We start from the raw sequence: 18,176 nt of genomic DNA on the forward strand, positions 1-18,176 counted from the left end.
TCTTGCGCCCGTCTCGCCCGTGCGCTGAACTGACGTGACGTCAGATTTGGACGGACGTAAGGGGGCCTGCGGACGTGGGTACGGACACAGGTACGGGCACGGGTCGGTTCGACCGACCCGAGATCGATGCCTTCACGCGGCCCTACTGGGACGCGGCGGCCGAGGGGAGGCTGCTTCTGCGGCGTTGTGGGGCGTGCGGGCGCGCTCATCACTATCCCCGTGAGTTCTGTCCGTACTGCTGGAGCGAGGACGTCGGGTGGGAGACCGCCAGTGGGCTGGCCACCCTCTACACCTGGTCCGTCGTCCACCGCAACGACCTGCCGCCCTTCGGGGAGCGCACGCCGTACGTCGCCGCTGTCGTCGATCTCGACGAGGGGCCCCGGATGATGACCGAGGTGGTGGCCGGGGTGGGGGGTGGTGTGGAAGGGGAGTTGCTGGTCGGGATGGGGCTGGAGGTCGCTTTTCGGGAAGGTGTGCCGATTTTCCGTCCCCGAGGTGGGAGTCGTACAGCCGTACGGGCTTCAATGGGCTGATGGCCCCTATCCATGAGCGCTCCCTCACTCACCCCGTCCCCGAGTTTCCCGAGCTGCTCGGTCACGGACTGCGGCTGCGGCAGTGGCGCGCGGACCTGGACACCGACGTCGACGCGTGGCTGCGCGGGCTGACCGACCCGGACTTCAGGCGCTGGAACACCCCCATGAAGCCGGTCACCGATCTCGACAGCGCCCGTGACTCCCTGGGGACGCGCTCCGGGACCGCGGCGGACGGCAGCCGGGTGTCCTTCTGCGTCACCGACATCGTGTCCGGCGCGATACTCGGACACCTGGGCGTCAACGACATCGACCCCTTCACCCGGCTCGCCCGCATCGGCTACTGGGTCCTCCCCGAGGCGCGCGGCAAACGCGTCGCCACCCGCGCCCTCGCCCTCGGCACCCGCTGGGCCTTCGACAGCCTCGGCCTCAACCGCCTGGAACTGGGCCACGCCGTCGGCCACGAGGCTTCCTGCCGCGTCGCCGAACACTGCGGATTCCGGTACGAGGGGACCCTGCGGGGCGCGATGTTCGAGGCGGAACGCCAGGACCTGTTCCGGGACGTCCACCTGCACGGCCGGATCGCCCAGGACCCGGAGCCGGATCAGGGAGCGGCCACCACTACGGCCACAGCAACTCCCTGAGCCAACCTGTGTCCGTACGGCAGTACTTGAGCCGTACGTGGCGGCGCTCGGCGTCTCCCTGGAAGAACTCGGCCTCGTCGGGGCGCAGTCGGTACAGGGTCCAGGTCGGGGCGGGTGAGGCCGGGTCGCGCTGCGCCCGTTCCCAGGCCTCCCGCGAGGTGCGCTCCAACTCGGTCAGTGAGCCCAGTACTTCACTCTGGCGGCCGGTCAGCGCGGCGGCGAGTGCTCCCGTCGAGCGGGCGTGCAGGTCGGCCTGTGCCTCGGGGGAGGGGGCGGACTCGACCGGGCCCCGGAGCCGGATCTGGCGGCCGAGGGCGGGCCAGTAGAAGTGGAGCGCCGCGTAGGGGCGTGCCGCCAGTTGCCGGCCCTTGGCGCTTGTGGAGTGGGAGGCGAAGGACCAGCCGTCGGCGTCCGCGCCGTGCAGCATCACGGTGCGTACGTCGGGCAGGCCGTCCGCGTCCGAGGTGGCCAGGGACATGGTGTGCGGCTCGGGCTGCCCGGCGGCAACCGCCTCCGCGAACCAGGTGGTGAAGAGGGGGAGGGGGGTGGGCGGTGCCTTGTCCGGGTCGAAGCCGGGGAGAGCGGTGATCTCGGGGGACCACACCCGCAGGGTTCTCAGCAGATCGTGGAGATCCGGGTCCGGTCCCGGTCGCGCGGAAGGAGAACCGGAAGGGGAACCGGCAGGAGAAGCAGAAGGGGGCATGGGGACGAGTATCGGTGACGACGGGCCCATGAAAAACGTCCAGGCCGACCCGTACGGGCCGGCCTGGACGCCACTACTGGGACGAGCGGGGGATCAGACGAGGTCGAAACGGTCCGCGTTCGACACCTTCACCCACGCCTTGACGAAGTCCTTGACGAACTTCTCCTTGGCGTCGTCGCTCGCGTAGACCTCCGCGACCGCGCGCAGCTCGGAGTTGGAGCCGAAGACCAGGTCGGCACGGGTGCCGGTCCACTTGACCTGGCCCGAGGCGTCGCGGCCCTCGAAGGTGTTCTGGTCCTCGGACGTGGCCGTCCACTCCGTACCCAGCTCGAGCAGGTTGACGAAGAAGTCGTTCGTCAGCACGCCCGGGGTGTCGGTGAAGACGCCGTGCGTGGAGCCCGCGTGGTTCGCGCCGAGGACGCGCAGGCCGCCGACGAGGACGGTCAGCTCGGGGGCGCTCAGGCCCAGCAGGTTGGCCTTGTCGAGCAGCAGGTACTCGGCGGGGAGGCGGTTGCCCTTGCCGAGGTAGTTGCGGAACCCGTCGGCGGTCGGCTCCAGGGCGGCGAAGGACTCGACGTCCGTCTGCTCCTGCGTCGCGTCCACGCGGCCCGGCGTGAAGGGGACCTCGATGTCGTAGCCGGCGTCCTTGGCCGCCTTCTCGATGCCGGCGGCGCCCGCGAGGACGATCACGTCGGCGATCGAGACCTGCTTGCCGCCGGACTGCGCGGCGTTGAAGGACGACTGCACGCCCTCCAGGGTGCGCAGCACCGTGGCGAGCTCGTCCGGGCTGTTGACCTCCCAGCCGGCCTGCGGCTGGAGGCGGATACGGGCACCGTTGGCACCGCCGCGCTTGTCGCTGCCGCGGAAGGACGACGTGGCCGCCCAGGTGGTGGAGACCAGCTGGGACACCGTGAGGCCGGAGGCGAGGATCTGCGCCTTGAGGGCGGAGATGTCGGCGGCGTCGACGAGCTCGTGCGTGACCGCGGGGAGCGGGTCCTGCCACAGCAGCGTCTCGGTCGGGACCTCGGGGCCGAGGTAGCGGACGACCGGGCCGAGGTCGCGGTGGGTCAGCTTGAACCAGGCGCGGGCGAAGGCGTCCGCGAACTGGTCCGGGTGCTCGTAGAAGCGACGCGAGATCTCCGCGTACGCCGGGTCGAAGCGCAGCGACAGGTCGGTCGTGAGCATCGTCGGGAGCTTCGACTTCGACGCGTCGTGCGCGTCGGGGATGATCGCCTCGGCGTTCTTCGCGACCCACTGGTTGGCGCCGGCCGGGCTCTGCGTCAGCTCGTACTCGTACTCGAACAGGTTCTTGAAGAACCCGTTGCTCCACTGGGTCGGGGTGGCGGTCCAGGTGACCTCGAGGCCACTGGTGATCGCGTCGCCGGCCTTGCCGGAGCCGTAGGTGCTCTTCCAGCCGAAGCCCTGCTGCTCGATCGGGGCGGCCTCGGGGTCGGGGCCGACGGCGTCCGCCGGGCCGGCGCCGTGGGTCTTGCCGAAGGTGTGGCCACCGGCGATGAGGGCGACGGTCTCCTCGTCGTTCATCGCCATGCGGCGGAACGTCTCGCGGATGTCGCGGGCCGCGGCGATCGGGTCCGGGTTGCCGTTGGGGCCCTCCGGGTTGACGTAGATGAGACCCATCTGGACGGCGCCGAGGGGGCTCTCCAGGTCACGGTCGCCCGTGTAGCGCTGGTCGTCGAGCCAGGTGGTCTCGGGACCCCAGTACACGTCCTCGTCGGGCTCCCACACGTCGGCGCGGCCGCCGCCGAAGCCGAAGGTCTCGAAGCCCATCGACTCCAGGGCCACGTTGCCCGCGAGGATCATGAGGTCGGCCCAGGAGAGGTTCTGGCCGTACTTCTTCTTGACCGGCCACAGCAGACGGCGGGCCTTGTCGAGGTTGCCGTTGTCCGGCCAGCTGTTCAGGGGGGCGAAGCGCTGCTGACCGGCGCCGCCGCCACCACGGCCGTCGCTGATGCGGTAGGTGCCGGCGCTGTGCCAGGCCATCCGGATCATGAACGGGCCGTAGTGCCCGAAGTCGGCCGGCCACCAGTCCTGCGAGTCGGTCAGCACCGCGGCGATGTCCTGCTTGACGGCAGGCAGGTCGAGGGTCTGGAACGCGGCGGCGTAGTCGAACTCCTCGCCGAGCGGGTTCGAGACGGCGGGGTTCTTCGCGAGGATCTTCAGGTTCAGCTGCTCGGGCCACCACTGGCGGTTGCCGCCGCCCTGGGTCGGGTGCGGGGCGCGCGTGTGCGCGACCGGGCAGCCTCCCGTGCCCTCGGTTTTCGCGTCGGTGACGATCGCGTCATGGTTCTCAGACATGGGAATCCTTCCGGACGGGCAGATCTCGGTGCTGCTCACAAACTGCGTTCTCAGGAACTGGGGGGTGGGGGGACGCTCGGGCCTGTGGAGGAGGTCACACACGCCGTCACGTCTCTTGTGTCTCCTGCCGCACTGGAGTCGCTTCCTGTCCCTTGGCTCCCTTGGCCATCGCCGTAAGCGATCCTACAATGGACAAGGTCCAAGTCAAGAAGTGTGACAATTCCATATCCTATCGGAACCCGGACGTCCACTGGTAAAATCCGTGTATTCCACCGAACCTGAATAGGTGAACAACATGAGCGACCTGCTGGAGCGACTGCGTGGACGCGGCTGGCGGATGACTTCCCAGCGGCGTGTCGTTGCGGAGGTCCTCGACGGCGAACACGTGCATTACACGGCGGACGAAGTGCACGCCCGTGCGGCACAGCGGCTCCCGGAGATCTCCCGGGCGACCGTCTACAACACCCTGGGTGAGCTGGTCTCACTCGGCGAGGTCATAGAGGTCGCCACGGACGGCCGGGCCAAGCGTTACGACCCGAACGCGCACCATCCTCACCACCACCTGGTCTGCTCGAACTGCGGCACGATCAGGGACGTCCACCCCACGGGTGACCCGATGGCGGACCTCCCGGCGGAGGAGCGTTTCGGCTTCACGGTGAGTCAGGTGGAGGTCACCTATCGGGGGCTGTGCGGGGCCTGCGGGTAGCTCCGCTGGTAGCGCCGGGTGGGTTGTGGGTTTGCTGCGGGCCGGTGGGGGCTGGTCGCGCAGTTCCCCGCGCCCCTTGGAGGGGGCCTCCGGCCCCGTCGTCGGGGTTGCCTAGTCGCTGCCCAGTACCACTGTTCCCGACGAGCAGAACCAGCCGCCCGTTCCGGAGGCCACCGCGAGGCGTGGCAGCCGGCCGTTTCCGGCGCGTACCTGGCGTGCGTCGCCCGCTTCGCCGCGCAGTTGGCGTACGGCCTCCACCAGCAGGAACAGGCCCCGCATCCCGGGGTGTTGGGCCGACAGGCCGCCCCCGTCCGTGTTCACCGGCAGCTCACCGCCCGCCACCTTCAGGCGGCCCTTCGCGGCGTCCACGAACTCCCCGCCCTCGCCCTTCGCGCAGAAGCCGAGGTCCTCGAGCGTCACCAGGGTCATATAGGTGAACGCGTCGTAGATCTCCGCGAAGTCCATCTCGTCGGGCCGGACTCCCGCCCGCTCGAAGGCGATCCGTCCGCTCACCGCCGCCGGGGACACCGTGAAGTCGACCCACTCCGACATGCTCACGTGCGAGACGTGCTCGCCCGTCCCGAGGATCCACACCGGGCGCGTACGGCAGTCCCGTACGTACTCCTCGGCCGCCAGCAGTACCGCCGCGCCCCCGTCGGAGCGCAGGCAGCAGTGGAGCTTGGTGAAGGGGTCCGCGATCATCGGGCCGTCGAGCACCTCGTCGACGGTGATCGGCGTGCGGAACATCGCCTCCGGGTTCAGCGCGGCGTTGGCCCTCGCCTGGACCGCCACCGACGCCAACTGCTCGATCGTCGTGCCGTATTGGTGCATGTGGCGGCGCGCGGCCATCGCGTACTTGGCGATGAGTGTGTGGCCGTACGGGACCTCGAACTGCAAGGGGCCGCGCGCGCCGAAGGAGAGGTTGCCCGTCCGTCGGCCCGCCTTGACGTCGGCGCGGGCCGTGGAGCCGTAGACGAGGAGTACGGCGTTCGCGTGGCCGGCGGCTATCGCGTCCGCCGCGTGCGCGGCCATGACCTCCCAGGTCGAGCCGCCGACCGAGGTGGAGTCGACCCAGGTGGGGCGCAGGCCCAGGTACTCGGCCACCTCGGCGGGGGCCAGCGTGCCGAGACCCGCGGACGCGAAACCGTCCACCACCTCCCGGCCGAGCCCCGCGTCCGCGAGCGCCCGCCGGGCGGCCTGCGCGTGCAGTGCGTACGGGGTGACGTCGTCCACCCGGCCGCAGTCCGACAGGGACACTCCGACGATCGCGACCTTCCGGCTCACCATGAATCTGACGGTATATCAGTTGGAGCCCTGTGCGGCAGACTGCGTCCGCCCTAATATGACGAACCGTCAGATCCCGCTGAACGGGCGCCGCGGACGCCCAGGAGGGGCAGGCCATGGACACCCGTTTCACCCCCGAGCAGGACCACATCCGCCGTACCCTCCGCGAACTGCTCCGCAAGCGGTGCTCGCCAGGCGACGTACGGGCCGCCGTCGACACCCCGGCCGGGTACGACCCCGGGCTCTGGGCGGCCCTCGCCGAGGACCTCGGCCTGCCGGCGCTTGCCCTGCCCGAGGCGTACGGCGGGGTCGGCGACACGTCGGCCACCGAACTCTCCCTAGCAGCGGAGGAGTTGGGCCGGGCCCTGGCACCCTCGCCGCTGCTCGCGACCGCCGTACTGGTCGCCCCCCTCGTCACCGCCCTCGGCACCCACACCCAGCGCGCCGACCTCCTCCCGCGCATCGCCTCCGGCGCCCTGACCGCCGCCCTCGCCGTCCCCGGCACCGACCTGGCCACCGTCCTCGCCCTCACCGGCGAACCCCGCCGCGACTGGGCGGGCGGAGGCCGGGCCGGAGGTGTGCAGGCGGCCCGGCGGGCGGACGGCTGGCGCCTGTACGGGCAGGTCGGGCAGGTTCTCGACGGGCACAGCGCCGGGCTCCTGCTCGTCGCCGCGCACGCCGGTGGATACGCCCGCTCACGCACCCTTCTCTTCCTGGTCCCCGGCGACGCCCGCGGCCTGGTCCGCACCCGGCAGACCTCCCTGGACGCCACCCGGTCGCAGGCGCGCCTCGAACTACGGGACGTGCCCGCCGAGTTGCTGGGCGACGAGGAGGCCGATGTCGGCGGAGCCCTCGTCCGCGCCGGAGACGTCGTGGCCGCCGTGCTCGCCGCCGAGGCCGTCGGGGCCGCCGACCGGATACTGGAGCTGACCGTCGAACACGCCCTGCGCCGCGAGCAGTTCGGTCGGGCGATCGGTTCCTTCCAGGCCGTCAAGCACCGGCTCGCCGATGTGTACGTCCAGGTCCAGGCCGCCCGTTCGGCCGCCTACTACGCGGCGTGGGCGGTGGCCGGGCCAACCGGCCTCGAGGGAGAGCGAGTTGGCGGGCTCGCCCTCGCCCAGGCCCTCGAGTCCCTGCGTACCGCCGCCGCCGAAGGCATCCAGCTGCACGGCGGCATCGGTTTCACCTGGGAGCACGAGGCGCAGTTGTACTTCAAGCGCGCCGCCGGCGACGAGTTGCTGTTCGGGCCGGTGCACCGGCTCCGGGCGCACGCAGCCGAGGCCGCGCGGCTCTTCGACACCGGAGAGGTGGCGGTCTGATGCCCGTGACAGCGGCGCGAGTCGTGAAGGCGGTCCAGAAGGTGTCCTCGGCCCCGGCCTTCGCGCGGATCGCCCCGCACGTCGTGCCCGCGCTCGACCGGGCCGTACACCGGCTGACCAGGGGAAAGGTGCTGCTCAGCGCCCAGCTGCTGCCCGGGGTCGTCCTCACCGTGCGCGGGGCGAAGAGCGGGCAGCCGAGGCATACGCCGCTCGCCTGTATGCCGGAGGGGGCGGAAGGGGCAGAGGGCGCGGACAGTGGGAGCGGGGGCAGCTGGCTGCTCATCGGGTCCAACTTCGGGCGTACCGGCCATCCCGCCTGGACCGCCAACCTCCTCGCCCATCCGGACGCCGAGGTCAGCTGGAAAGGGGAGGACATCCCGGTCAGGGCCCGGCTGCTGGCGGGCGAGGAGCGGGAGGCCGCCTGGAAGGCACTGCTCGCCTTCTGGCCGCCGTACGCGACGTATCAGGCGCGGGTCGAGCGGGAGATACGGATCTTCCGGATCGTACGGCGATGAGCAAGTACTGATGCGCGACAGGCGGTGGTTCACCTGGGTGAACCACCGCCTGTGTGACAGGACTTGGGCCTGGGTGGGCCCACCGGACCTGGGATAAAAGGGGCTCGGGCTATTTCGTCGGCTTCTTGCCGGTCACGCCCAGGTGGACCAACAGGGCCAGGTTCGGCTTCAGTTCGGCCTGTTTGACGCCCCAGGTCTGGAAGCCCCGCTGGTGGGAGGCCACCGCCGCGAGCATCGCGACGAGGGAGCCGGCCATCGCGGCGGGGTTGACGTCCTTGTCGACCTTGCCCTTGGCCTGTAGCTCGGTGACCGTGTCCGTAAGGGAGTTGTTCACGGAGTTGAGGATCTTCATGCGGATCTTGTAGAACCGCTTGTCGCCCTCGGCGGCGCCCAGATCGACGACCCTGAGGATCGCGTCGTTCCTGCGCCAGAACTCCAGGAACCCGTCGACGAGTTCCTGGGCGGTCTGCCACCCGGCCTTGCCGACCCATGACCGGTCCGCGAGCAGCTGGGTCAACCCCGCGCCCTCGGTGGCCATTTGCTCGGCGATCTCCAGGACGGCGCCTTCGACGTCCGGGAAGTACTGGTAGAAGGTGGCGGGCGAAGTCCCCGCCTTCCGGGCGACATCGATGACTTTGACGTCCCGGTAAGGGGAGGAGCTGAGCATCTCGCTGAGGCAGTCGAGGAGCTTCTGCCGGGTCGCCTGCCCACGCCGACCGGCCACGCGGCCGTCGACGGTACGCACTTGTCCTGTCATGCCGTCAGCTTACCGAGGGGTGATCGGAGCGCGATTCGGCCGACTGCAAATGGGGTGCGGGGGAGGAGACGGCGAGGTGAGAGGCGTACAGGAGAGCGGTGAGAGGCGGCTGTGGCTGGTCCCGTGCCCGGATCCGGCCGCCTGCTCTGCGGGATGCGTGAAGGACCGTTAGCTTGACGGTATGGCCGAAAACAGGGCATCCGCCCGCACAGAGGGCGTCCCGTGCTGGCTGGACGCCCAGCTGCCCGACGTCGAGGCGGGCAAGCGTTTCTATGGTGAGCTCTTCGGGTGGTCCTTCCAGGAGAAGGACGGCCTGACCCAGGCCCTGTGCGACGGCGAACCCGTCGCCTCCCTCGCCCACAAGGCCGACGGCCGTATGCCCACCGTGTGGACGGTGTACTTCGCCACGCCCTACGTCCATGCCCTCGTCGCCCGCATCCACGAGGCCGGCGGGCAGGTGATCACCGCGCCGGTTCCGGTGGGCGAACTGGGCACGATGGCGCTGGCCACCGACCCCGAGGGGGCCGTGTTCGGCCTCTGGCAGGCCGGTTCGCACCCCGGATTCGGCCGCCGTCACGTGCCCGGCACCTTCGCCTGGGCCGAGCTGTACGCCCGGGACACCGTCGTCGCCAACGCCTTCTACGGCAACCTCTTCCACGAGGCGCTCTTCGGCCCGGACGCGGTCCCCGACTTCGGGCGGGCCGCCGTGTCGGAGGTTTTCCCGGCCGAGATGCCGCCGCATTTCCTGGTCCATTTCGCCGTGGCGGACATGGACACGGCGCTCGGAACGGTGAACCGGATCGGCGGCCGTGTCCAGGTACCGCCCTTCGACACTTCGTACGGGAATGTGGCGGTCGTCACGGACAATCAGGGAGCGTCCTTCGCACTCCTCCGAAAATGAGCCGCTGGGAGCGGGTGCGGGCAGGCGTACGCCGGTGTCAGAGGCCCCGCGCGAGGAGCGGTTTGCCCGGGGTTATGGGGAGACACCCCGTTCCGGACCCGAGTTCGCAACCTGTGCTCCGGCCAGGAACAATCGGGGTGCGTGCCGCCAACGCGGTGGCGGTGGTGAGACGCTGCACGAGGTCGCGTACATATGTGGGTGACGCGGCTCGTACGGGGAGGTGGCAGGCAAGTGGTGGATCAGCTGACGCAGCACGATCCGCGGCGGATCGGGCCGTTCGAGGTGCTGGGACGGCTGGGTGCCGGCGGCATGGGGCTGGTCTATCTCGCGCGCTCGGCCTCGGGCCGCCGCGTGGCGATCAAGACGGTCCGTACGGAGCTCGCCGAGGACCAGCTGTTCCGGGTCCGCTTCACCCGTGAGGTCGAGGCGGCGCGGGCCGTCTCCGGGTTCTACACGGCCGCCGTCGTCGACGCCGACCCGCGTGCCGCCGTACCGTGGCTGGCCACCGCCTATGTGCCCGCGCCCTCCCTCGAGGAGATCGTGAACGAGTGCGGGCCGATGCCGGCCCAGGCGGTGCGCTGGTTCGCGGCGGGGGTCGCCGAGGCGCTGCAGTCCATCCACGGCGCGGGACTCGTCCACCGCGACCTCAAGCCGTCCAACGTGCTGGTGGTCGAGGACGGCCCCCGGGTCATCGACTTCGGTATCGCGTCCGGCGTCTCGAACACGCGTTTGACGATGACGAACGTCGCCGTCGGTACGCCCGCCTACATGTCCCCCGAGCAGGCGAAGGATTCGCGGAGCGTCACCGGCGCCAGCGACGTGTTCTCACTCGGCTCCATGCTGGTCTTCGCGGCCACCGGCCACGCCCCCTTCCACGGCGCGAACCCGGTGGAGACGGTCTTCATGCTGCTGCGGGAGGGCCCGGACCTCGAAGGGCTCCCGGACGAACTCCGGCCCCTCATCGAGTCCTGTATGCAGATGGAGCCGACCAACCGCCCCAACCCCGCCGACCTCCAGGCGCAGCTGGCCCCCCACCTGTTCGGCTCCGGCTCCGACGACAGCGGTACGGCGTCCGCGTGGCTGCCCGAGCGGGCGACGGCCCTCATCGAGCAGCGCCGGGGCGGCCGTCCGGCGCCGAAGCCGCAGTCGTCCGGCGGACGCGGCGCCGGTGGCGGCGGCAGGCCGGCGATCCCGCCGCCCCCGTCCCACGACCCGGCGCCGAACTTCGCACGCGGCCCGGTGTCGGGGGTGCCCGGCCTCCCGCCCGGCCCCATGCCGTCCGCCCTGCCGACCGGAGCGCCCGACACCGGCCCCGTACGGCTGGCCGGCGCGCCCGTGCCCATCGGCCCCGGCCCGCGTGTCGCCGACGCCCGCGCGGCCGCCGTACAGGCGCCGCCGCCCGAGGCCGGCCTCGTGGCCTCCTGGTCGCGGCCCCGCCCCGGCGTCAACGGCGCCGACCCGAACCCCCTGCCGGTCGCCCCGCCGCTGCCCCCGGAGTCCCCTGCGGGCTGGCGCCCCTGGCGTTTCCGCATGTCGAACGACGTCTGGGGTAAACCGGCCGTCGCCGGGGACCTCGTCTACGTCACCTCCTTCGAGGTGCACGCGCTGGACGTGATGACGGGCCGCCGCCGCTTCAAGACGAGGGACGTCGCCTGGTCGATGGCGGTCGCGGACGGCCGTATCCACGCCTCCGACGGCCCGACCCTCTTCGCCCTCGACGCCCGCGAGGGCACCGACCTGTGGCGCCTGTCCACCGACGCCTGGGTGTACTCCCTGAAGGCCGACCGGGGCACCGTCGTCACCGGTACGCGCGGCGGCGGCGTCCAGGGCTGGGACGCGGCCACCGGCCAGAAGCTGTGGGAGCACACCGGCGCCCAGACCGACTTCGAGTCGCCGGAGGCCGGCCCCCACGTCCACGAGGGCACCGTCTTCGTGTGGCAGGACGCGCGACTGCGCGCCCTGGACGCCCGTACGGGTGACGAGCGCTGGTCCTACCCGATCGGCGACGCCACCTCCTGCGGCGGCGTCCCGGTACGGCTGACCCCGGGCCCCGACGGCCAGGTGTACGTCTCGGCCGGCACCCGCGTCCTGGCGATCGACGTCGCCGGAGGCCACGTCCGCTGGCACTTCGAGGCACCGGCGGTCTTCCTCTCCCCGCCCACCTTCGCGCCCGGCCCGGCGGTCACGGGCGGCGGGATCTACCTCGCCGACTACCTCGGCACGGTGTACGCCCTCGACGCGGCGGACGGCCGCGACAGATGGCGGATCGCGACGGAGTCGCGCGCCTCGATCGAACCGGTGCTGGTCGCGGCCGGGCATGTGCACGTCGGCAGCGGCAAGGGCCTCTACACGCTCGACGCGGTCACCGGGACCCCCAAATGGCGGTTCCAGGCGGGCGGCGACATCGTCGGCGCACCGGCGGTGGCCGAGGGCCGCATTCACTTCGGGTCCACGGACCACCTTCTGTACACGCTGAAGGCCGACGACGGTCGCTTGAGATGGAAGCTCGCGACGGGTGGGGAGATCACCGGTGCGCCGGTGGTCAAGGACGGTGTGGTGTACGCGTGCAGCAAGGACCGGTGTGTGTACGCGTTGGATGCGGAGAAGGGGACGGGGACGGCTCGGAACGGGTGAGGCCCGGTCCGCCAGGGGGCTGTTGGTTGTGTGTTGGCTGCGGGGCGGTGGGGGCTTGTCGCGCAGTTCCCCGCGCCCCTATAGGGGGCTCCGCCCCTATAGGGGGCTCCGCCCCTATAGGGGCGGAGCCGGTTCCAGGGTGTTGAAAGCGGCGTGAAACCGCGCTGAATGTGGGCTGCCGCAAGCTCTGCGGCATGAACTCGACGACATCGCATTCACTCGCCATCGCGGCCGGCGGGCTGCGGAAGGCCTACGGGGACAAGACGGTTCTCGACGGCATCGACCTGGCGGTGCCGGCCGGTACCGTGTTCTCCCTCCTCGGGCCCAACGGCGCCGGCAAGACCACCGCCGTCAAGATCCTCTCCACCCTCATCAGCGCCGACGCCGGTGAACTGCGCGTGGGCGGCCACGACCTGGCCACCGACGCGCAGGCCGTGCGAGCCTCGATCGGTGTCACCGGACAGTTCTCCGCCGTCGACGGCCTGATCACCGGCGAGGAGAACATGCTCCTCATGGCGGACCTCCACCACCTCTCCCGAGGGGAGGGGCGGCGCACGGCCGCCGAACTCCTCGAGCGCTTCGACCTCACCGACGCCGCGAAGAAGCCCGCCTCCACCTACTCCGGCGGCATGAAGCGCCGCCTCGACCTCGCCATGACCCTGGTCGGCGGCCCGCGGATCATCTTCCTCGACGAGCCCACCACCGGCCTCGACCCGCGCAGCCGCCACAACATGTGGGGCATCATCCGCGGCCTCGTCGCCGACGGCGTGACCGTCTTCCTCACCACCCAGTACCTGGAGGAGGCCGACGAACTCGCCGACCGTATCGCGGTGTTGAACGACGGAGGGATCGCCGCCGAGGGCACCGCCGAGGAGCTGAAGCGACTCGTCCCCGGCGGGCACGTCCGGCTCCGCTTCACCGACCCGGGCGCCTACCGGTCGGCCGCCGCCGCCCTGCGTGAGGTCACCAGGGACGACGAGGCACTGGCGCTGCAGATCCCCAGCGACGGCAGCCAGCGCGAGCTGCGTTCCATCCTCGACTGGCTGGACTCGGCCGGCGTCGAGGCGGACGAGCTGACCGTGCACACCCCCGACCTCGATGACGTGTTCTTCGCCCTGACCGGCGGAGCCAAGGTTCCCCACCAGACCAAGGAGACCCTCCGATGAGCACTGCCCAGCTTCCCGCCCGCCCGTCCCGGTTCTCCCTCGCCGTCCGCGACTCGAACACGATGCTGCGCCGCAACCTGCTGCACGTACGGCGTTACCCGTCCATGACGCTGAACCTGCTGCTCACGCCGATCATGCTGCTGCTGCTCTTCGTCTACATCTTCGGATCCGCGATGAGCGCGGGCATCGGTGACGGCGACGGGGGCCGTTCCGCCTACATCGCCTACATCGTTCCCGGCCTGCTGGTGATGACCATCGGCAGCACCGTGATCGGGGCCGCGATCTCCGTCTCCATGGACATGAACGAGGGTCTCATCGCCCGCTTCCGCACCATGGCGGTATACCGCGGGTCGGTGCTCGTCGGACACGTCCTCGGCAGTGTGCTGCAGGTGCTCGCCAGCCTGCTCCTCGTCGGCTTGGTCGCCGTGGCCATCGGCTTCCGGTCCACGGACGCCACGCCCCTGGAGTGGCTCGCGGCGATCGGGCTGCTCGCGCTGTTCGCCCTGGCGCTCACCTGGATCGCGGTCGGGATGGGCATGGCCAGCCCGAACCCCGAGGCTGCCAGCAACATGGCGACGCCGCTGATCCTGCTCCCCCTCATCTCCAGCGCCTTCACCCCGGCCGACACGATGCCGGGCTGGTTCCAGCCGATCGCCGAGTACCAGCCCTTCACCCCGGCCATCGAGACCCTGCGCGGACTGCTCCTCGGCACCGAGATCGGCAACAACGGCTGGATGGCGGTCGCCTGGTGCGTAGGCCTGACCGTCCTCGGTTACCGCTGGTCCATGGCCCAGTTCAACCGCGACCCGAAGTAACCGTCATGACCGTGCGGGCGGCCTCCCGCAACTCGTCGCGCCCCAGGGCGGCGTACTCCGACACCGCGTCGGCGTACGCCGCCCTGGCCGTGTTCCCGGCGGCCTCGACCGCCTGCCGGGCGCGGTCCGCCGACATCGTCGGCTGGTAGTCGCGCAGCACCCGCAGCCGCTCGGCCAACGCGATCATCCGTACGGCGTCAACGGCGTCCATGTTTACGGCGTCGGCGGCGTCGGAGGGTTCGATGGCACCGGTACTGGCGCTGCCCGCGGTCGCCAGGCCCACCATGCCCAGCGCGTGCAGCGCCGTTCCGAGCAGCGCCAGCTCCATGGGCCGGGGCGGACCGGAAAGCAGGGTTCGCAGGCCCCGTCGCAGTCGGGCGACCGGCTCCGCGACCAGTTCGAGCCGGCCGGCGTGCGCGTGCGCCGTCACCGCCGTCGACTGGATCTGCAGCACCCACCGGTCGAGGAACGGATCGCCGTCGTACATCGCGCCCGCCCCCGTCACCCCCTCCATGGCGCCGCGCCACAGGCCGAGCCCGACCTCCGTCAGCCCGCGCGCGAGAGCGATCTCGGCGCGTCCGCCGAGGTCGGCGCTGTCGGAGTCCTCCTTCTGCGAGGCGTTGACGGCCTCCGCCTGCCGCAGCCAGTACTCGGCCTCGTCGGGCTCGCCCCGCTGCAGACAGGCGAGGACGAGACCCCCGCGGACCCCGATGGAGTCCCGCTCGTCGCCGAGCCTCGGCAGTGCCTCGAGCGCCGCCCTGAGATGCGTGTACGCCGTCTCGCCCTGGCCCGTCTGCAGGCACAGCTCGCTCAGCCGGGCATGGCCGAGGACCTGCACGAACGGGTTGTCGACCGGCGCGAGCGCGGTGACGATCCCGTGGGCCGAGGCGAGCGCGCGGTCGATGTCGTGCTCGTGCTCCCAGACGTAGGTGGCGACCCACTCGGCGATGCCGGCGAGCAGCGGCTGCTCGCTGTCGCAGAGCTCGCGCAGCACGTCGTAGTCGGGAGGCTGTATCTCGGGCATCGCCCGCAGCACCACCGCGATGGCCCGCACCAGCGTGTCCGGCGGCGCCGGGGGCAGCCGCCGCAGGGTCACCAACTGGCGTACGGCGACGGGTCCGTAGCCCATGAACAGGCTCGCCGTGCACAACACGGCGGCGGCACGGGCGACTTCGACGAACTCGGGCTCGGGGTGGTAGTGCGACAGCGGCGGGCCGGTGTCCGCAGCGAGGGCGGCGAGACGCAGGTAGTTGGAGCCGGTGGACCACAGGGCGGTCAGAACGGCGGTCAGGGCGGCGATGGTCGGGCCGTCGGTACGGGCCAGGGCGTGCCGCAGGGCCAGTACGAGGTTGTCCTGCTCGGCCCTGATCCGCTCCCCGGCGGCCAGCGGCTCCGGGCCGAAGTACCAGTCGTGGTGGGCGACTCCGAAGTCCCGCGCCCAGACGAGGAACTGGTCGACGGCCACCTCGTCCTCGCCGGCCTCCGCGCGCCGGGCCGCGCTGAACTCCCGTACGGTCTCCAGCATGCGGAACCGTACGCCGACCGGGGTGTCGGCGACGGTGAGCAGCGACTGGTCGGCCAGCTGCTCCAGCAGGAACAGCGCGTCCTCGCCCAGGACTTGCTCCGCCGCCGCGCCGGAGAAGCCGCCCGGGAACACGGACAGCGTGCGCAGCGCGGCCCTCGCCTCCTCCTCCAGGAGGTTCCAGCTCCAGTCGACGACCGCGTGCAGCGTGCGGTGCCGCTCGGGCACGTCCCGCGCCCCGCCGCGCAGCAGCGCGAACCGGTCGCCGAGGCGGCGGGCGATCTCCGGCACCGACAGCACCCGTACCCGGGCGGCGGCCAGTTCCACGGCGAGCGGCAGCCCGTCGAGGTGGCGGCACAGCCCGGCCACCGCGTCCGGCGGCAGCTCCACACCGGGCCGGGCGGCCCGGGCGCGCTGCGTGAACAGCTCGACGGAGGTGGCGAGTTGAAGCTCCGGCAGCGCGTACACCGCCTCCGACGTGAGGCCGAGCGGAGCCCTGCTGGTGGCGAGCACCCGCAGGTCCTTCGCGGACGACACCAGCGCCCGTACGAGGGCGGCAGCACCGGCGACGACCTGTTCGCAGTTGTCCAGGACGAGCAGGGCGGGCCCGGCGCCGAACACGCCGAGGATGCCGGGCACCGGGTCGTGGCCGCCAGTGGCGACGCCGGGCCGCTTCTCGCCCGCGCCGAGCGCGGAGGCGACCTCGGCAGCCACGTCCTCGTCGGCGGTGACACCGGCGAGCGGCACGAAGTACACGACGCGCTGCTCGGCGCGGCGGCTGACGGCGTGCGCGAGCCGGGTCTTGCCGAGGCCGCCGGGGCCGACGACGGTGACGGCACGGGAGGCGCGCAGCAGCCGCTCGACCTCCCCGATGTCTTCCTCCCGCCCGAGGAGAGGGTTGGGCTCGTGCGGCACGCCGTGCCGGACCACGGGCGCCTCGCCGGACAGCAACTCCTGCTGTACGGACTTGAGTTGAGCCCCCGGCTCGGTGCCCAGCGTCTCCCTCAACCCCCTCCGGTACGCCTCGTACCGGGTCAGCGCGGCGGACGGACCCGCTGTCGCCGCCTCGGCGCGCAGCAGTTCGGCGAGCACCTCCTCGTCGCGCGGATGCCCGGCCGCGACGACGGCCAGCGGCCCGGCGGCCTCCGCGTGCCGCCCCAGCCGGGCGAGCGCGAGCGCCCGCGCGCGGACGAGGCTGCCGTGTACGGGAGCCCGCTCGGCGCGCAACGCGTCCACCGGGTCGCCGGTGTCCCCGTCCCCGCCGCCGGTGGCCCCCTCCCACAGCGCGAGCCCGGCCTCGGCGGCGGCCAGCGCGCCGGCGTGATCCCCGGCCCTGGCCCGCTCACCACTCACGGCGGAGTGCACCAACAGCGCCGAACTGTCGACCTGGTCCTCGGCGAGGGCGAGTCGGTACCCGGTCGGCGTGCTGGCGATGACATCACCGTCCAGCTGCGCGCGCGCCCGCGACACGAGAACCTGCAGCGCCTTCCCCGGCCGCTCCGGCAACTCCTCCGGCCACAGCCCCGCCACCAGCCGCTCGGCACTGCAGCCCGTACGCAGATCGCCCGCGAGCAGCGCGAGAAGGGCACGAAGGCGGGGCGCGGTGACCTCCTGGCCGCGATAGGCGACACGGGGGAGGAGGGTCAGGTCGGTGGGCATGCGTGAAGGTTAGCCAGGGGGCGGGCACAGGAACTCCTGCGGAGGGCCGATCTTGCGGGCGGGCTCACGTTCCGCGCACTGGCCCGGCGGCTTACCATGCGGCCTTTGCGATCTACCTCTGATGTTGCCAGCGCTCCGCCCTCCAGGGCGGGTGGAATGCCATCCTCGGCCCGGAGGCCCGGAGGCCCGGAGGCCCGGAGGCCCGGAGGCCCGGAGGCCCGGAGGCCCGGAGGCCCGGAGCGTGGGAGTGCTCTGTGTTTCGGGGGTGTGGGTCAGGCGGGTCGTTGCTGGTTTTCGATGTACTGCTTGACGTCGGTCAGGGGTGGTTCGTCGCATGATCCGGCGAAGTAGGAGCCGGACCAGAAGTGTCCGCCCCACAGGTACCGGCGGACGTGGCTGTCGTATTCCTGGCGGAGTCTGCGGGAGCTGACGCCCTTGAGGGAGTTGACCAGTTTGGAGAGCTGGACCTTGGGTGGGTAGTGCACGAGCAGGTGGACGTGGTCCTGTTCGCCGTTGAACTGTTTCAGCTCGGCCTCGAAGTCGGTGCAGACCTCCCGCATGATCTCTTCGGTGCGGGTCAGCATGGCGTCGGTGAGCGCGTTCCGCCGGTATTTGGTGACGAAAACCAAGTGAACGTGCAGGTTGTGGACAACATGGCGACCGGTTCTGACATCGGGATGAGGGCTCCAGCGCGGTGACATAAAC

At 71.4% G+C, this 18,176-nt stretch carries 15 protein-coding genes; 9 read left to right on the forward strand and 6 right to left on the reverse strand.

The window, feature by feature from the left end; genetic code table 11:
- The first annotated feature begins 74 nt into the window (after positions 1-74).
- Positions 75-533 (forward strand): Zn-ribbon domain-containing OB-fold protein, encoded by a 459-nt coding sequence (locus PV396_RS27375; RefSeq protein WP_319208946.1) that lies wholly within the window; start codon positions 75-77, stop codon positions 531-533.
- A complete protein-coding gene (locus tag PV396_RS27380; protein WP_319208949.1) occupies positions 533-1,174 on the forward strand; it encodes a GNAT family protein in 642 nt (213 codons plus the stop codon). Before PV396_RS27375 ends, PV396_RS27380 begins: the two co-directional genes overlap by 1 nt.
- Here PV396_RS27380 and PV396_RS27385 read toward each other — a convergent pair.
- Positions 1,152-1,877 carry a pyridoxal 5'-phosphate synthase gene (locus PV396_RS27385; RefSeq protein WP_319208952.1) on the reverse strand — a complete coding sequence of 242 codons (726 nt, stop codon included), beginning with the start codon at positions 1,875-1,877 and terminating at the stop codon, positions 1,152-1,154. The genes PV396_RS27380 and PV396_RS27385 overlap by 23 nt on opposite strands.
- A gap of 93 nt (positions 1,878-1,970) precedes the next feature.
- Positions 1,971-4,193, reverse strand: a complete 2,223-nt coding sequence (gene katG / locus PV396_RS27390) for a catalase/peroxidase HPI (RefSeq protein WP_319208953.1) — start codon at positions 4,191-4,193, stop codon at positions 1,971-1,973.
- Between the two features lie 295 nt (positions 4,194-4,488).
- Here katG and PV396_RS27395 point away from each other — a divergent pair, with 295 nt between their 5' ends.
- Positions 4,489-4,899 (forward strand): transcriptional repressor, encoded by a 411-nt coding sequence (locus tag PV396_RS27395; protein ID WP_319208955.1) that lies wholly within the window; start codon positions 4,489-4,491, stop codon positions 4,897-4,899.
- A 111-nt stretch (positions 4,900-5,010) separates the two neighbouring features.
- On the opposite strand, the gene PV396_RS27400 is transcribed toward PV396_RS27395, so the two are convergent.
- Positions 5,011-6,186, reverse strand: a complete 1,176-nt coding sequence (locus tag PV396_RS27400) for a thiolase C-terminal domain-containing protein (RefSeq protein WP_319208957.1) — start codon at positions 6,184-6,186, stop codon at positions 5,011-5,013.
- Positions 6,187-6,299: 113 nt separating this feature from the next.
- Between PV396_RS27400 and PV396_RS27405 the strand changes: the two genes are divergently transcribed.
- Together PV396_RS27405 and PV396_RS27410 are read left to right on the forward strand one after the other, a co-directional pair.
- Positions 6,300-7,502 (forward strand): acyl-CoA dehydrogenase family protein, encoded by a 1,203-nt coding sequence (locus tag PV396_RS27405; protein ID WP_319208960.1) that lies wholly within the window; start codon positions 6,300-6,302, stop codon positions 7,500-7,502.
- Complete coding sequence (locus PV396_RS27410; protein WP_319208962.1) at positions 7,502-8,017, forward strand: nitroreductase family deazaflavin-dependent oxidoreductase; 516 nt, start codon at positions 7,502-7,504, stop codon at positions 8,015-8,017. The genes PV396_RS27405 and PV396_RS27410 overlap by 1 nt, the downstream gene beginning before the upstream one ends.
- Before the next feature lie 109 nt (positions 8,018-8,126).
- Here the strand turns inward: PV396_RS27410 and PV396_RS27415 are convergent, their stop codons facing one another.
- Positions 8,127-8,774 (reverse strand): TetR family transcriptional regulator, encoded by a 648-nt coding sequence (locus tag PV396_RS27415; RefSeq protein WP_319208965.1) that lies wholly within the window; start codon positions 8,772-8,774, stop codon positions 8,127-8,129.
- Positions 8,775-8,955: 181 nt separating this feature from the next.
- On the opposite strand from PV396_RS27415, the gene PV396_RS27420 reads away from it, so the two are divergent.
- From PV396_RS27420 to PV396_RS27435, 4 genes are all read left to right on the forward strand, one after another.
- The gene (locus tag PV396_RS27420; protein ID WP_319208968.1) at positions 8,956-9,675 is read left to right on the forward strand and encodes a VOC family protein; all 720 of its coding nucleotides are present in this window, start codon (positions 8,956-8,958) and stop codon (positions 9,673-9,675) included.
- A gap of 231 nt (positions 9,676-9,906) precedes the next feature.
- On the forward strand, positions 9,907-12,309 hold the full coding sequence (locus PV396_RS27425) for a serine/threonine-protein kinase (protein WP_319208970.1): 2,403 nt from the start codon (positions 9,907-9,909) through the stop codon (positions 12,307-12,309).
- A gap of 194 nt (positions 12,310-12,503) precedes the next feature.
- Positions 12,504-13,475, forward strand: a complete 972-nt coding sequence (locus tag PV396_RS27430) for an ATP-binding cassette domain-containing protein (RefSeq protein WP_319208972.1) — start codon at positions 12,504-12,506, stop codon at positions 13,473-13,475.
- Positions 13,472-14,290 carry an ABC transporter permease gene (locus PV396_RS27435; protein ID WP_319208974.1) on the forward strand — a complete coding sequence of 273 codons (819 nt, stop codon included), beginning with the start codon at positions 13,472-13,474 and terminating at the stop codon, positions 14,288-14,290. Before PV396_RS27430 ends, PV396_RS27435 begins: the two co-directional genes overlap by 4 nt.
- On the opposite strand, the gene PV396_RS27440 is transcribed toward PV396_RS27435, so the two are convergent.
- On the reverse strand, positions 14,271-17,471 hold the full coding sequence (locus tag PV396_RS27440) for an ATP-binding protein (RefSeq protein ID WP_319208975.1): 3,201 nt from the start codon (positions 17,469-17,471) through the stop codon (positions 14,271-14,273). The two genes, PV396_RS27435 and PV396_RS27440, sit on opposite strands and share 20 nt — an antisense overlap.
- A gap of 272 nt (positions 17,472-17,743) precedes the next feature.
- Complete coding sequence (gene tnpA / locus PV396_RS27445; protein WP_319208978.1) at positions 17,744-18,172, reverse strand: IS200/IS605 family transposase; 429 nt, start codon at positions 18,170-18,172, stop codon at positions 17,744-17,746.
- Between the last annotated feature and the right edge of the window lie 4 nt (positions 18,173-18,176).

The sequence above is a fragment of the Streptomyces sp. ME02-8801-2C genome (assembly GCF_033793965.1).
In the GTDB taxonomy this organism is placed as follows: Bacteria; Actinomycetota; Actinomycetes; order Streptomycetales; family Streptomycetaceae; genus Streptomyces.

Bases quoted from the DNA above. Each gene is read 5' to 3' on its own strand.
- PV396_RS27380 (WP_319208949.1), top strand. From the start codon at position 533: ATGGCCCCTATCCATGAGCGCTCCCTCACTCACCCCGTCCCCGAGTTT.
- PV396_RS27385 (WP_319208952.1), bottom strand. From the start codon at position 1,877: ATGCCCCCTTCTGCTTCTCCTGCCGGTTCCCCTTCCGGTTCTCCTTCC.
- katG (WP_319208953.1), bottom strand. From the start codon at position 4,193: ATGTCTGAGAACCATGACGCGATCGTCACCGACGCGAAAACCGAGGGC.
- PV396_RS27395 (WP_319208955.1), top strand. From the start codon at position 4,489: ATGAGCGACCTGCTGGAGCGACTGCGTGGACGCGGCTGGCGGATGACT.
- PV396_RS27400 (WP_319208957.1), bottom strand. From the start codon at position 6,186: ATGGTGAGCCGGAAGGTCGCGATCGTCGGAGTGTCCCTGTCGGACTGC.
- PV396_RS27405 (WP_319208960.1), top strand. From the start codon at position 6,300: ATGGACACCCGTTTCACCCCCGAGCAGGACCACATCCGCCGTACCCTC.
- PV396_RS27410 (WP_319208962.1), top strand. From the start codon at position 7,502: ATGCCCGTGACAGCGGCGCGAGTCGTGAAGGCGGTCCAGAAGGTGTCC.
- PV396_RS27415 (WP_319208965.1), bottom strand. From the start codon at position 8,774: ATGACAGGACAAGTGCGTACCGTCGACGGCCGCGTGGCCGGTCGGCGT.
- PV396_RS27420 (WP_319208968.1), top strand. From the start codon at position 8,956: ATGGCCGAAAACAGGGCATCCGCCCGCACAGAGGGCGTCCCGTGCTGG.
- PV396_RS27430 (WP_319208972.1), top strand. From the start codon at position 12,504: ATGAACTCGACGACATCGCATTCACTCGCCATCGCGGCCGGCGGGCTG.
- PV396_RS27435 (WP_319208974.1), top strand. From the start codon at position 13,472: ATGAGCACTGCCCAGCTTCCCGCCCGCCCGTCCCGGTTCTCCCTCGCC.
- PV396_RS27440 (WP_319208975.1), bottom strand. From the start codon at position 17,471: ATGCCCACCGACCTGACCCTCCTCCCCCGTGTCGCCTATCGCGGCCAG.
- tnpA (WP_319208978.1), bottom strand. From the start codon at position 18,172: ATGTCACCGCGCTGGAGCCCTCATCCCGATGTCAGAACCGGTCGCCAT.